The sequence below is a fragment of the Oceanispirochaeta sp. M1 genome, from assembly GCF_003346715.1.
Lineage (GTDB): Bacteria > Spirochaetota > Spirochaetia > DSM-2461 > DSM-2461 > Oceanispirochaeta.
On record NZ_QQPQ01000036.1, the window covers coordinates 18,381 to 32,686 of the forward strand.

The window sequence follows — 14,306 nt, forward strand, 5'->3', positions numbered from 1 at the left end:
AACTATATAATGACAGAAAAATAAGAACAGGATTATAATGCCAGCATGACAGACAGGACAAATATAAACAACTTGAAGCAGCGTGTACTTATTGTGGATGATGAACTTGAGTACTGTCTTTCAATGAAGGACTTGTTTGAGGAATCAGGGTTCAGCTGTTCTCACAGCACAGATCCTGATATGGTTCTTGATCTATTAAAATCATGTGAAATTGATATTATTCTGCTTGATCTAAAGATGCCGAGAATGAGTGGTATTGATCTATTAAAGAAGATCAGAGTCTACAATTCCCGGATACCTGTAATCATTGTGTCGGGGCATATAGATATAGAGACAACGGTTCAGGCCATGCAGATCGGAGCCATGAATGTTCTTAAAAAACCAGTCCGTTTCAGCAGCATGCTTGAAGAGATCTCGTGTATTCTGAAACCTCATTCAGAAGTATCTGATACATTACTTCCTCTAGTTTCTGACTCTCCGATAATCTGCAGTCATAAAGGGATGCTGGATATCATTTATTCTCTTAAGAAGGTTGCCGAGACTAATGCACCCGTGTTGATTACAGGTGAAAGTGGTACAGGTAAGGAACTTATTGCAGATGAAATTCATCGCCTGAGTCAGCGAAGTGATAAGAAGTTTGTAAAACTCAATTGTGCTTCTCTTCCCGAATCACTTCTGGAGAGTGAGCTGTTCGGACATAAAAAGGGTGCGTTTACAGGAGCCGATAAGGATCGTCCGGGAAGATTTAACACCGCCCATAAGGGCAGTATGTTTCTGGATGAGATGGGTGACATGAGTTTAATGATCCAGGCAAAACTGCTTCGTGTCCTGCAGGACAGTCAGGTGACGGCGTTAGGTGCAGATGAGCCTAAATCTGTAGATGTAAGAATTATTACAGCAACAAATAAAAACCTCCAACAAATGATGAGCGATGGGACATTCAGAGAGGACCTCTATTACAGACTTTCTGTTGTCCACTTCGAACTACCTCCTCTTCGAGAAAGAAAAGGGGATATTCTTCTTCTGGCAGAAGCTTTCAGGGAACAAGCCTGTAGAGAATATGGCAGACAAATCCGTGGATTTGACTCTGAGGTTGAAAACCTGTTGCTGTCTCATCTGTGGCCCGGAAATATCCGGGAGCTGAAGAACTGTGTCCAACGCTCAGTGATCTTCTGTGAAAATGATTTGATCTCAATAGAAGATCTTCCTGCTCAGTATAAGGATATCCCAAGCCGGGGTTGGTCCGATGAGTACGAACGGGCTATTGATAATATTAATAAGGAGCTTATTGAAGAAGCTCTTAGAAAGAGTCAGGGAAAAAAAACCATGGCGGCTGAACTTCTTAATATGGACCGTAAAACCCTCTATAATAAGATGAAAAAATTGAATATCCGAGACTAGTGCGTATATGGAAACACTTCTTCAATTAAAAGATATCCATCACTCATATGGTGCTAAAAAAGCGTTAACCGGGGTGGACTTTCAGCTTCAGAGAGGAGAGTTTCATGCTCTTGTCGGCGATCATAGAGCAGGCAAATCCACTCTGATCCGCTTGCTCTGCGGAGCCCTCCGCTGTCGTCGGGGAGATATTATTCTGCCATCGGGAACTTACTCTTCCCTGACTCCCCGGAAAGCCTTCAGTGAAGGCATAGCTGTTGTCTTTCAGGAAGAATCTCTGGTTCCGTCATTGAATGCCGTTGATAATATTTTTTCAGGTCATTTCAGGCTTTTTCCAGGTGGGGTCATACGCTATAGACAGCATGTGGAAGAGCTGAAGAGCTTTTGTGGAGACCTGAATATTGATCTGGATTTAAGCAGGCCGGTTTCTCAGCTTGAGAAGGTTCATCAGCATCTGATTGAGTTTCTAAGAGCCATATATTTTAAACCCTCAATTCTGATTCTGGATGAAATTTCCACAAGATTCACCCCCCGTGAGATGGATCTGATTTACAGACAGGTTCTGGAGATGAAAAAGAAAGGGCTGGGAGTTATCTATATTTCTCATGATATGGATGAGGTCATGGAATTTGCCGACAGGGTGACAATTTTAAAGGATGGTCTGTGCAGAAAAACTGAGACTATTGCTAACCTGGATAAGATGCAGCTCTACTATATGACCTATTCCAGGGAGCTTTCCCGTAAGGAACTCCGGCAGGCAAATCTGGAACTCTATAAATTCAAAAAATATAATGAAGCGGTTATCCGGAATATCCCTGTGGGAGCCGTTATTCTGGATAAGGATTTAAGAATCTATCAGGTTAATGAAATTGCCGACTCTCTCCTGCATTTTGAGAATAATCAGGAGCCCGATCTTGATCGGATTCTGAAGAATCTAAAGCCGGAAGATGCTAAGAGTCTCCGTCTTGCAGTTGAAGAGAGAAGAAGGCTTCACCTTGAGCATGTCAGTTATAGCAATGGTTGTATTTATAATTTTCTATGTGCACCGTTCAGTGGTGATGATGAAGAGAGCGGTGGTACAATCATTCTTATTGATGATAAGACAGAGGCTTTGAAGCTCCAGGAATACATACGGAGGACTGAGCAGATATCATCTATTGCAGAACTGGCAGCCGGTGTCGCCCATGAAATCAATAACCCACTTAATATTATTCTAAACTATATGGATCTTCTCTCCATGGCAATTGAGGATGAACCTTCAGTAAGCAGGCTTAGTAAGATAGAGAGGGAGATCCAGAGGATCACTGAAATTACAGGCGGTTTGCTCTCTTTCTCAAAAGTGAAAGATACTGAAATGGTAGAACTAGATTTGAGAAAGGCTGTGGAAGAAGCCTTACTTCTTTTGAAGTACCGCATAGAATCTAATGGTGTCAAAGTTGAATTGGACCTGCCGGAAGAACCTGTCTGTATTCATGGGAATCTGAATAAACTGGAACAGGTCTTTATTAATCTGATTATGAACAGTCTTGATGTTCTACAACGGGGTGGAGAGATCAGAATCAATATTGTTAGAAATACCAGGTCGGTTTCAGCTACAGTTTCTGATAATGGTCCAGGAATTGAAAAGACCGTAGTTGAGCAGATTTTCAATCCTTTCTTTACTACAAAACTGGAAGATAAAAACTCAGGGTTGGGGCTTTCGGTTTCTCTGCATATTATGTCGGAGCATAAGGGGACAATTGAATATCTCAGGGAAGAGGAGGGGGCTGCATTTCTGTTGGATTTTCCAATATAAACCAGTGTCAGCGGTTCTTTCTCAGGACGAGTATTCTTCTGAAATCCACTTATCCCGGCCTTTGTTTTTTGCTGAGTAGAGGGACTTATCAACACATTTGAGAAAGTCAATTGCATTCAGGTTTTTGTTCGGTGATACACAGCTGACTCCAAGACTGAGTGTAAGAAATCCTCCCCGGCCGGATCCTTTATGCGGGATTTTTTCATTCCTGACGGACTGTAAAAGATTCTCAGCCAGAGCTTCGGCCCCTGCCAGGTCAGTTTGGGGTAGAAGAGCAATGAATTCTTCTCCTCCATACCTGGCAACCCGGTCTATAGATCTATGAAAGGCTTTATTGAAAATAGAAGCGACATCTTCAAGGCATGAGTCTCCCTTGATATGTCCATAGTTGTCGTTGAATAGCTTAAATTCATCAATATCACCCATAATTATGGCCAGCGAGTTTTTATTTCTGAGGGCTCTGCTCCACTCCTCTTCCAGGAAAATATCAAAGAAGCGTCTGTTGTAGAGACCTGTAAGACCGTCTCTGCTGGATAGTATTTTCAACTGTTCATTCTTTTCTTCCAGTTCCTGCTGTAACTCCTCAAGCTCAGATATAGTTCCATTCAGTTCTTCTGTTTTTCTGAGTAATTCCTGCTGCTGTGTATGAAATGTTCTGAATACATTGATCTTGCTTTTAAGTATCTGTGTTGCCAATGGTTTAACAAGGAAGTCCACAGCCCCGGCATCATAGCCTTTGAATAACTGGTCTTCATCCCTGTTATTTGCGGTTATGAAAATTATGGGAATGTTCTTAGTCCGGCTGTTTCCCCTCAGGAGCTCGGCTGTTTCATAACCGTTCATCCCGGGCATCTGAACATCCATAAGGATCAGAAAAAAATCATTGTCCAGCGTCTTTTCCAATGCCTTCTGACCGGATAGAGCGGTTACAATTTCCATCTCCTCATCCTCAAGAAGAAGTTCCAGGGAGTAAAGGTTTTCTTTAATATCATCTACAATCAGTATTTTAATTTTATCCATTTAATTCTCTTTTATAATTATATTTAAATAGTCTGCAATTTCATCGAGGGGCAGTATTTTATCTACCTTACAGTTCTCAATAACTGAAAGCGGCATGGCTGAAGCTTCTGCTGAATCGGGATCCTCCACGATTACGGATCCGCCGAACTTGATAATTTTAATGGCACCCATAGTACCGTCATTGTTTGCTCCTGTTAGAATAAGGCCCAGAAGCTTGTCACTGTATGCTTCTGCTGCACTTTCAAAGAGTACATCTATAGAAGGCCTGGAATAGTTCACCTTAGGATCAACAGACAGGCTCAGGGTTTTGTCTCTTTCTATGAGGAGATGATAATTCGGGGCAGCAAGATAGACTGTTCCGGGTTCAAGTTTTTCTTTTTCATCCCCTTCTTTAATTGTAAGCTTTGATATTCTGTCCAGGAGTGAAGCTGTGAAATTGGATCCATCGGGACTCATATGCTGTACAATAATTATGGGTGCAGGGAAATCTGAATCCAGGGCCGGTAGAATCCTGGTGAGTGCATTCAGACCTCCTGCAGATGTTCCGATAACTAAAGCATTGAAACGGCTCATCTTCTTTTCCTGTATATTTTTTCCTGCTGAGAGATAATTTCAAAATCATCTTCCACCGCAGAAAATTTCAATGACTCCTTGCTTCCAAGGCATAAAAAACCACCAGGAATAAGGCTGTCATGAAAGAGTTTTAATACTTTATTCTGTAGTTCTTTGTTAAAGTAGATCAGTACATTACGGCAGAAAACCATATTCATTTCACCAAATACTCCATCTGTCACCAGATTGTGGAAAGAGAAGAGAATGTTGTCCTTCAGGCTTTTTTTAATAAGGGCTGAATCGTAATGAGCAGTGTAGTATTCTGAAAAAGAATTCCTGCCTCCAGCTTTCTGGTAGTTTTCTGTATACTTTCTGATCTCTTCAATCGGGTAAATTCCTTCTTTTGCTCTCTGAAGAATCTTTTCATTAAAATCTGTTGCATAGATCTGGGAACGGTCAAGCAGGTTCTCCTCTTCCAGGAGTATCGCATTAGAGTAGACCTCCTGTCCGGCAGAACAACCGGCATGCCATATCTTAATAAAAGGGTAGGTTGAGAGGTAGGGGATGACCCGTTGTCTCAATTCAAGATAGAAGGTAGGGTCCCGGTACATTTCTGTAACGTTTATAGATAAGTCGAGAAGTATCTGTTTGAAAAACTCTTCATCATAAATAATTCTATGGAGAATCTGAGTAAAATTCTGCATTCCTGCAGCAGAGAGGCGATGGCTTAATCTCCGTTTGATATGCGCACCGGAATACTCACGGAAATCGAAACCGTATTTTCTAAAAATTCCTTCCAGAAGCAGTTCCAGCTCCAGGTATTCATTGTCTACAGCATTTTTCGATTCAATCATTTATATAACCAGACCCTCAGCATGGAAAGAAGCTTATCTGTTTCAACAGGTTTTGCCAGATAGTCGCTGGCTCCGGCTTCAATACATTTATTTCTATCGCCCTTCATGGCTTTCGCTGTTAAAGCGATGATAGGAAGTTTCCTGAACTGAATATTTTTCCTTATTTGTCTCATCGCCTCATAGCCGTCCATATTCGGCATCATTATATCCATGAGTACAAGATCAATCCCGGGTTCTGAATTCACTTTCTCGACAGCTTCAGCACCATCTCTGGCAACAACAATATTTACCTGTTTTTCTTCAAGGATACTGGTGAGAGCAAAGACATTCCGCATATCATCATCCACCAGAAGAATTTTTCTGTTTTCCAGTACCGATTCACTGCTGTGAATATCCTTGAGGAGTTTGCGTTTCTCTTCCGGTAGTTTTGACTCTACTCTATGGAGGAAGAGGGATGTCTCATCCAGCAGCCTTTCCGGTGATTTCACACCTTTGATTATTATACTTTCAGCATATTTTTTGAGAGATTCCTCATCCTTCTTGCTCAGGTCTCTCCCTGTGTAGATTATTATGGGAATACGGGAACAGCCCGGATCGTTGTTGATTTTTTCCAGAAGATCGAATCCCGACATATCTTTCAGCCCCAGATCCAGGATCATGCAGTCATAGCAGCTGCTGTGAAGTGCCTCAAATGCTTCGGCTCCTGTAGACACATCATGAATTTCTACATCGTCATTTCCGATAAGTTCCCGAATGCTGTCCCGTTGAACATCATCGTCCTCGACTACCAGTAATGTGCTGATATGAGCATCCGTGAATCGATCTATTTTACATAGTGCTGATTCTACATCACTGATGGACACAGGTTTCGTCAGATAACCGATGGCTCCCATACGCATGGCCTGAAGATTGTCATCATTCCCGGACATGAAATGAACCGGGATATGTCTTAGTTCGGAGTTCTCTTTCAGGCGTTCCATCACAGTCCAACCGTCAATACCGGGCAGACCTATATCCAGGATAATGGCGTTGGGTTTGTAATAATCTGCAAAATGAAGACCTGTTTCTCCGTCAGAAGCAATAAGTGTCTTAAAGCCTTTCTCTTTTACCAGGTCGGATAAAACGGTGACAAAATTTGGATCATCTTCAATGATCAGAATTGTCTTGTCTTCTTCAGAGAGGTTGTGCCTGTCATCATTGATATCAGAATCTTCAAATACCAGAGTCTCCTTTTCCGGTTTCGGTAAAGGTAATTGATCAGTTTTTGACTTTATGGCTTTTGTCTCTGATTCATTTTCCATTTCCAGATAGGGGAGGGTTAACATAAAAGTACTTCCCCTGCCTTCCTCGCTTTCCAGCTGCAGTTCTCCGCCAAGAAGTTTTGAAAGTTCTCTGGATATTGAAAGGCCCAGCCCCGTCCCGCCGTATTTACGGATGGTACTTCCATCGGCCTGCTGAAATGCTTCAAAAATTGCGGCCTGTTTTTCTTCGGGAATACCTATCCCTGTATCGGTGACTCTGATTTGGAAATATTCACCCCGTTTTTTACCTTTCCAGCTCTTTTCAGGGAGTACTATATCCATAGATACAGAGCCGGTTTCGGTGAATTTTATAGAATTTGTCAGCAGGTTTCGGATGACCTGCTGCAGCCTGTGCCCGTCAGTCCTGATGGCTTCCCGGACATCGGAACTTCTGTTGAGATTCAACTCCAGCCCTTTTTCTGATGCAGATTCAGTGAATACACGTTTCAAGTCTTCAATGATACTGCTGAAGCTGACTGTTTCGATGTTCAATTCCACCTTCCCTGCTTCCACCTTGGAAAGATCGAGAATGTCGTTGATTAATTTAAGGAGGTCCGATCCGGATGCATGAATTGCCGATGCGGACTTAACCTGTTTTTCGGTCAGATTTTCACCGCTGTTGTTTGAAAGCAGTTGAGCCAATATGAGTATGGAGTTCAGAGGGGTTCTAAGCTCATGGGACATGTTAGCAAGAAATTCTGATTTATATCGGCTGGCCTGTTCAAGGTCACTGGCCTTCTTTTCAATGTCTTTTTGCGCCCTGATGAGATCATCATTTGTTTCCCGGATAGAGTCCCTTTGTTCCTGGATGGCCTGGGTTCTCTCTTCCAGTTCTTCATTGGTCACACGCAGTTCTTCCTGCTGTGCCTGAAGCTCTGCTTCAGACTCCTGGAGAGCTCTGGTCTGATCTCCCAGCTCTTCATTTATTTTCTTCAATTCTTCCTGCTGCTGCTGAGAGCTGAGAAGAAGTTGACTGATTGTATCTCTTGATTTTGCCGCATTAAATAGAACCGCTGCATTATCCACATTGGCGGAAATAAACTCTTTCTGATCCTCATTGAAGGGTGTAAAAGATCCGATCAGAAAGGCTGCAATTAGTTCGTCTTTAAAAACCAGAGATCCGGTCATAAAATGTTCCGGCTGCTGTTCATCGGCGCCATAGTTGTATGCGGGAGCCTCTTCAAGTTTTGAGAAATAGAGCACTTCTTTTTCCATGGCTGCCTGGCCGATAAATCCTTCTCCAAGTTTTATACGGTTGAAGTTCCCGGCTCTGTCAGTAAAGGCATAGGAGGCAACCAGTTCAAGAGTTTCCTGTTCATCAAATAGATAAATGGCACCCAGCTGGGCATCCATATGCCTGGTGAGAAAAGAAATAAATTTGCTGGAGAGGTCTTTTATATCGAAATCACCCCGAAGCTCATCATCAAGTCCCTGCTTTCCCTCCTGCAGCCAATTCTGAACCTGCAGGCTGTGAGCCATTGTATCCAGTGCGGTTGCCAGTTCTCCAAGTTCATCATGCCTTTTAAGATTTAATGCTATATTCTCCAGGTTGCCAGACGCGATATTTCTCGCTACTGAAATACCCTGTACCAGGGGTATCGTAATATTGCGGGAAAGAATGAAGGCAATCAAAATGCTGAAAAGTACGGAGAAAATCAAACTTGTCTGGATTGCTCTTTGTGTGTTTTCCGTTGCTCTGGCAATAGATGTCTGTACACCATCTCTGACTATGCGTACCTGAGCCATCACGAGGGAAGCTACTCTGCGTTGATTGTATTGCATCATCCAACGTTCAGAAGTCTTTTCATGAAAGCTTTCAATCTGAATTCTGTATTCTTTAAGGGAGGCAGAAATCTCTATTATATCTCTTTTGGATTTTATATCTCCCTCAGACAGTTCAAGGTTTTTTAGTTTTTCAAGAAGACCATCCAGTTTTAATAACCAGTTTTTGACTGTGGATTCTCTACTGTCATCTGTTGTTTCCACAACATAGTTGAGAGCATCAGTTCTGAATTCATTCATAGAACTCAGAATCATATATAAATCATCAATGGTATTTGATATCTGTTTTCTTTCTCTCTGTAAGACCGCAGAATCTGCTTGTGTTCTGAGTGATGCCAGCAGTGAATCCAGCTGGATTATTATTTTCAAGGCTGCATTATTTCTGCTTTTCTGAGCTTCAATTTTAAGATGCTCCACTTTTCTGAATGAGGAGATTAGCTCACGATACTCGTCCATCAGTGAAACAAGCACTTCAGTGTTATTCCTGTTTGTTTCAACAAGCATCATTGATTCTGCCATCTTTGACAGTTCCAGAACCTTGTCGGCAGATTCTATTGCGGAATCATGAAAGCTGTCATCTTCATAGATAATATATCTGAGGGATGCAGCCTGGGCCTGTTCTGCGTACTCGGTAAGTTCATCAATAATGACACCTATTGTATTCTGATAGTTTATCTCCGAGATGCCTCTAAATCCTGTAATCCCTGCAAAGCCTGCAAGGAGAAGAATTCCTATAAATCCGGCCAGGAGTTTTGTCTGAACGGTGAAAAATTTTCTATTCATTCATTCCTCAATAAGTAAGTGTGAGTTATTACCTATTGTAACGGATCATTGGATTATAATGACATTGTTCTTCAGTATATTTTCAGTAATAAGGAACTATTTTTAGTGCAATATGTCAGCTGATCTTTGGCTGGTTCTTTGTTTTGGGTTTCTTGGGCTTTTTTGCCTTAAATGGCCGAAGATCAAGTTCTGATTCGGGTAGAGGTGGATCAGGTTCAAATTCGGGAATTATAATCCGGTCAATGACCTGCTTTGTAAGCCTTTCAATATCTCTCAGTTTCTGGAAATCTTCGGTCTCCACAAAGGATATTGCCAGGCCGGCAGCACTGGCTCTTCCGGTTCTTCCTATTCTGTGAATATAGTCTTCTTTCAGATGGGGCATATCAAAGTTAATAACAAGAGGGAGCTGTCTGATATCAAGGCCTCTTGCAGCCAGATCTGTGGCTACGAGAACTGAAATTTTATCAGCTTTAAATTCATCGAGTGCTCTTGTTCTTGCACCCTGACTTTTATCTCCATGAATGGCAGCTGCTTCGATTCCGGCTTTTCCCAGCTTCTCTACAAGATGGTTGGCTCTGTTTTTTGTTTTAGTGAAAACCAGAGTTTTGTCTCTGTTCTGAGCTCTATAGAGTTGAATAAAGAGAGCTGTCTTTTTCATTTTGTCTACGGGATATACCAGTTGCTTTATGGCTTCAACTGTAATCTCTTCAGGATTAACTTCAATTATTACAGGGTCATTCACGAAGCTGTCAGCCAGCTGTTTCATTTCATCGGTGAATGTTGCTGTAAACATCAGTGTCTGACGCTTTTCCGGAATCAATGAATGGATTTCTGTGATTTCATCTTTGAAGCCGAGGTTCAGCATTCTGTCTGCTTCATCAAGGACTAAGATTTCCATCTGATCGAAATTTACTGCATTTTGTCTGTATAAATCCAGAAGTCTTCCGGGTGTTGCAACAAGTATATCCTGTCCCTTTGTCATTCGCAGCATTTGAGGGTTTATCTTTACACCTCCATGAACAACTGTCGATTTCAGCTTGAGGAAACGGCTGTAGTTCATAATGCTTTCATAGACCTGGGCAGCCAGCTCTCTGGTTGGTACCAGAATCAGAGCCCTCATATTATTAGATTTGGTTCTGCCCACTCGTGAAAGAATTTCCAGGATAGGGAGTACAAAGGCCGCCGTTTTCCCTGTTCCGGTTTGAGCTGCTGCCAGTACATCTTTTCTCTCCAGAACCGGCGGTATTGTAAGGGTCTGAACAGGAGATGGTTCACTGTAATTCTGTGCCGCCAGAGCCTTGAGAATTGCAGGAGATAAATTGAGGTCTGAAAATTGACCGGGACTGGATTCTTTCATAAACTTCCTTTCTTTTACTTATACCGGATACGGGAAATCTTTTGATACATATCAGGGTTCCCTTTTGCAGCTGCCAGTAATTTCTCCGAGCATCTATTAAGACTGTTTATCACATCATTGTCCAGTGAACCTTTAAGGGATTTCCGTATCTCTTTCAGTTGCTCCACTGTCCGTGCTCCTACAAGTATAGTGTCTACAAAGGAGCGGCTGCTGATATATCTCAGACCGAGCTCAAGGGGAGATATGTTCACTTCCTCTGCGATGTTCAGGAATCCTGTCAGGGCCTCCTGAGTTTCTCTTTCCATACCCCCATCTCCATGGCAGGCGGCTTCCCTATCCGGTGAGAAATGCCTGGTCCGCATCCTCCCTTCGGGAAAGTTGGAAATGTTCTTATATTTTCCTGACAGCAGGCCCTGCTGAAAAGGTGAGTAGACCCAGACTTTCATTCCCTGCTCTTTAGAAGAGGGTGCTATTTTATCCTCAATAACGCGCCAGAAGAGATTGTAGGGAAGCTGGTTGCTTTTTATGGGGTAGTTTTCTGTCTCCTTCAGATCATATGTTCCGAAATTACAGACTCCAATATCAAGAATCTTCCCCTGATTCTTTAAGTTTATAAAACAGTCCAGAGCTTTGGCTGTGTCTTCTGTGGCTGCAGGCCAATGAATCTGCATCAGATCAATGGCCTCCCGCTTCAAATTATGAAGGCTCTGCTCAACTGCCAGGGTTATCTCTTTTGTCGTTTTTCCATCCACTTTTATCTTGGTAGCGACTGCTGCCAGACTTCTGTCCTGAAGGGCCTTTCCAAGAATCTGTTCACTTCGGCCTCCACCGTAGTTTGGAGAAGTATCAAAGAGGGTTATTCCTTCATCCATGGCTGCATGAATTACTCTGATGGATTCTTTATCATCACTGTCTGACCAAATTTTATCTCCTGCAAAGGTCCATGTCCCCAGGGCAAGAGGTGGAAAAAAAAGTGAATCTTTTTTATGTTTCATATTTATTTTTCCTATCCTTTATATTTTGTAATATTATACGAAAAAAGGGCAGACCCTGAACGGCCTGCCCTATGTTTTTTTATGATCAGTATTTTTAAAGAATATTTCCTGAACTGATAGCAGTCATATCCTGAATAATGGTGTCGTAATCAACCTTCTCGCCCAATACTTTTTCTCTTGCTTCGATTCTCTCTCTGTGAAAGTCTCTTATTTCTTTACTGAAGGGCAGCTGGCCCATATCGTAATAGCGGGCGGCTCCTGTGTCGTCTTTAACACCTAGAACTTCTCCCTTCACCAATTGTGATGTAGAGTAGGGCTGGTCCAGTATTCCTGATGCTATGGCATCAACAGTACCTTTAACAATGTCACCCTTTCCAAGTTCCATAACCTTATTCATAAGGCAGTCCACCTCAAGTTCCATGAAATGTTTCTCATTCAGAACAGCCTTATTCTGAGTAACATCAAAGCCCTGAGGCTGAATCATATTCAGAAACATACGGGCATTACGGAAGCTGTGGGCCGAACCTTCTTTTGTGGGGATATGGAGGGCTTCATCAATGGTTCTTGATCCGCTGACCTGCACACCTCCCAGGGCACCAATCATTGTAAAGTGGGAGATCAGGGCATAAACCTGGTCAGTATCAACCGGGAAGCGGCCTGTAGGACTGACACTGTAGGTTATAGTTTCTACATCATCAAATCCAAGTTTTTTAAGGTAAAAGTCCGTTTTTTCTTTCAGAACCTGAATATAGGCAAGATCCTGAGCTACATGTCCCTGAAGCCAGTTGTTCAGCTGAACGTGTTTTACACCCTGTGCTGCGGCTATCAGAACTTCTATAATTTCAGGAACTATCATAAGTGAGGGAGGGCTGACAGAAGGCATGGCACCGCTTACAGCATATAGGATAGGAACACCCTGTTCTTCGTAGTATCCCATGAGTCTGTTCACATACTGAAAATTGTGAATTACCTCTTCAGGCGGCACATTTTTTGTATAATTCCAGAAGGAGATCAGAGGTCCGCCGGAGTATCCTGTATGTCCTCCAGCCAGACCAATCTCATGTGTCAGACGGGCATCGGGTGTCGGGCCGAACAGCATTGAAGGCAGATCAACCGCATTCATAACCTCTCTGGTTTTCTGTACTCCATGAACAACAAAGGGAAAGCCGTTCAGAACCGGGCGTCCTGCAGCTTCAGCTTTCATTAATCCCTGGCTTGCCATTTCAAATCGGCAGTTTCTGGTAAGGCTGTCTATGTAGGAGGTAAGAATATCTACTTGACCTTCGTTCTGAAGATATAATAGAAGACTTTTATGATTTTCTACTGTATCAGAACCCAGTGAAGGGCAGAGCAGTGTCTTCTTTTCTTTTCTGGCTTTTAGAGTTTTCAGGGCCGCATTCTTGGAGTCGGGTAGACTTTTATGGTACGCAACCGCGTCATCAAGATCTACATCTTCTCCGGTCGGCCATTGTGCCAGAACTTCTTCTCTCTGTTTCTGAAAGAATTCATCAGACCATTTTTTATTTGAGATTTCCAAAATTCTGTTCTCCTGTTTCGCTATAGGTGTCAGGCGGATGTTTTATTCTGCTCTGAGCAAAGATCTGAATTCAGTTCTGCCAGAACATTTTTGGGTGGATTGAAAGGGGCTGCAACGGCTGTAAATCCCAGGTCAATAAACCTTTTTTCTGTAGCCGCCCATTCTTCGGCATGAATAACAAGCTGCCCACCGATATAGAGTTTTATATCCTTAAGATCGGCTTTGTCGCATTTTTCTCTGAAGCCCTGTACCAGCATTTCTGCATGGCCTGCCAAGGATGATATGAGCACGGCGTCCGCTTTTACCTCAATGGCTTTATTTATAAAGTCTTCCTGGGAATTATGAATTCCCAGGGAATGAACAGCATAGCCGTCTTTCCGCAGGGCATGTTCCAGAATCCGGATACCTGTCACATGGACATCCTCACCAATCACTCCGGTAACTAATACTGCTTTATATTCGCTGTTCATATCACTCTCCGTTTATTCCTGTGTATAGAGACTGGCAAAGGTGCCGGCATCTCCGGTAAAGAAATCAAGACTCTTTATCTGAAGGGAGCCATCTTCATTCTCTATAAGGGTATAATAGCCGATTCCATCCAGATTAACCAATTCCTTGTTTGTGGTTCTGTCAAATTTAACAACCTTCAGCATTGAGGACGTTTTAAGCTGGACAGGATCAAGCATCATATCAGTAGGACTGAGATTCTCCCATATTGTAAGATGTCCTTTGATTAGAAAGTCCTGCCAAACTCTGCGGTTATCCATTTTGAAAGGATACTCACCGCCGGGCAGCTGGAAATAGGCTGTTACTTTGATATCTTCGGTCCAGTATTTATCCATCCTGGACATTGTTTCGGCGTCCTGGGCATACTGACTGTAATCCTTGAAGTACTGCTCCATAAACTCTTTAAATTTGTTGTAATTCACCAT

Annotated in this window: 11 protein-coding genes; 2 read left to right on the forward strand and 9 right to left on the reverse strand. The window is 42.6% G+C overall.

Annotated features, from left to right (window positions below; all coding sequences use genetic code 11):
* The first annotated feature begins 45 nt into the window (after positions 1–45).
* Together DV872_RS20175 and DV872_RS20180 are read left to right on the forward strand one after the other, a co-directional pair.
* Positions 46–1,401, forward strand: coding sequence for a sigma-54 dependent transcriptional regulator (locus tag DV872_RS20175; protein WP_114631774.1), 1,356 nt, complete (start codon positions 46–48; stop codon positions 1,399–1,401).
* A 7-nt stretch (positions 1,402–1,408) separates the two neighbouring features.
* On the forward strand, positions 1,409–3,193 hold the full coding sequence (locus DV872_RS20180; protein WP_114631775.1) for an ATP-binding cassette domain-containing protein: 1,785 nt from the start codon (positions 1,409–1,411) through the stop codon (positions 3,191–3,193).
* Positions 3,194–3,214: 21 nt separating this feature from the next.
* Here the strand turns inward: DV872_RS20180 and DV872_RS20185 are convergent, their stop codons facing one another.
* The 9 genes from DV872_RS20185 to DV872_RS20225 all read right to left on the reverse strand — a co-directional run bounded on the left by DV872_RS20185 (position 3,215) and on the right by DV872_RS20225 (position 14,306).
* On the reverse strand, positions 3,215–4,213 hold the full coding sequence (locus DV872_RS20185; protein ID WP_114631776.1) for a diguanylate cyclase: 999 nt from the start codon (positions 4,211–4,213) through the stop codon (positions 3,215–3,217).
* Positions 4,214–4,786, reverse strand: coding sequence for a chemotaxis protein CheB (locus tag DV872_RS20190; protein WP_114631777.1), 573 nt, complete (start codon positions 4,784–4,786; stop codon positions 4,214–4,216).
* Positions 4,783–5,619: a protein-glutamate O-methyltransferase CheR gene (locus tag DV872_RS20195; RefSeq protein WP_171832144.1), complete on the reverse strand. Its 837-nt coding sequence runs from the start codon at positions 5,617–5,619 to the stop codon at positions 4,783–4,785. The genes DV872_RS20190 and DV872_RS20195 overlap by 4 nt, the downstream gene beginning before the upstream one ends.
* Positions 5,616–9,485, reverse strand: a complete 3,870-nt coding sequence (locus tag DV872_RS20200) for a response regulator (RefSeq protein ID WP_114631778.1) — start codon at positions 9,483–9,485, stop codon at positions 5,616–5,618. The genes DV872_RS20195 and DV872_RS20200 overlap by 4 nt, the downstream gene beginning before the upstream one ends.
* 115 nt (positions 9,486–9,600) lie before the next feature.
* Positions 9,601–10,842 carry a DEAD/DEAH box helicase gene (locus DV872_RS20205; RefSeq protein WP_114631779.1) on the reverse strand — a complete coding sequence of 414 codons (1,242 nt, stop codon included), beginning with the start codon at positions 10,840–10,842 and terminating at the stop codon, positions 9,601–9,603.
* Between the two features lie 14 nt (positions 10,843–10,856).
* Positions 10,857–11,837: an aldo/keto reductase gene (locus DV872_RS20210; protein WP_114631780.1), complete on the reverse strand. Its 981-nt coding sequence runs from the start codon at positions 11,835–11,837 to the stop codon at positions 10,857–10,859.
* A gap of 94 nt (positions 11,838–11,931) precedes the next feature.
* Complete coding sequence (locus DV872_RS20215) at positions 11,932–13,374, reverse strand: methylaspartate mutase subunit E (RefSeq protein WP_158547080.1); 1,443 nt, start codon at positions 13,372–13,374, stop codon at positions 11,932–11,934.
* A 29-nt stretch (positions 13,375–13,403) separates the two neighbouring features.
* Entirely contained in the window at positions 13,404–13,844 is a 441-nt protein-coding gene (glmS, locus tag DV872_RS20220; protein ID WP_114631782.1) for a methylaspartate mutase subunit S, read from the reverse strand.
* A 12-nt stretch (positions 13,845–13,856) separates the two neighbouring features.
* The gene (locus DV872_RS20225) at positions 13,857–14,306 is read right to left on the reverse strand and encodes a hypothetical protein (protein ID WP_114631783.1); all 450 of its coding nucleotides are present in this window, start codon (positions 14,304–14,306) and stop codon (positions 13,857–13,859) included.

Excerpts from the sequence above, each read along its gene's own strand:
- DV872_RS20185 (WP_114631776.1), bottom strand. The coding sequence starts at position 4,213 with ATGGATAAAATTAAAATACTGATTGTAGATGATATTAAAGAAAACCTT.
- DV872_RS20175 (WP_114631774.1), top strand. The coding sequence starts at position 46 with ATGACAGACAGGACAAATATAAACAACTTGAAGCAGCGTGTACTTATT.
- DV872_RS20190 (WP_114631777.1), bottom strand. The coding sequence starts at position 4,786 with ATGAGCCGTTTCAATGCTTTAGTTATCGGAACATCTGCAGGAGGTCTG.
- DV872_RS20205 (WP_114631779.1), bottom strand. The coding sequence starts at position 10,842 with ATGAAAGAATCCAGTCCCGGTCAATTTTCAGACCTCAATTTATCTCCT.
- DV872_RS20200 (WP_114631778.1), bottom strand. The coding sequence starts at position 9,485 with ATGAATAGAAAATTTTTCACCGTTCAGACAAAACTCCTGGCCGGATTT.
- glmS (WP_114631782.1), bottom strand. The coding sequence starts at position 13,844 with ATGAACAGCGAATATAAAGCAGTATTAGTTACCGGAGTGATTGGTGAG.
- DV872_RS20180 (WP_114631775.1), top strand. The coding sequence starts at position 1,409 with ATGGAAACACTTCTTCAATTAAAAGATATCCATCACTCATATGGTGCT.
- DV872_RS20225 (WP_114631783.1), bottom strand. The coding sequence starts at position 14,306 with ATGGTGAATTACAACAAATTTAAAGAGTTTATGGAGCAGTACTTCAAG.
- DV872_RS20210 (WP_114631780.1), bottom strand. The coding sequence starts at position 11,837 with ATGAAACATAAAAAAGATTCACTTTTTTTTCCACCTCTTGCCCTGGGG.
- DV872_RS20195 (WP_171832144.1), bottom strand. The coding sequence starts at position 5,619 with ATGATTGAATCGAAAAATGCTGTAGACAATGAATACCTGGAGCTGGAA.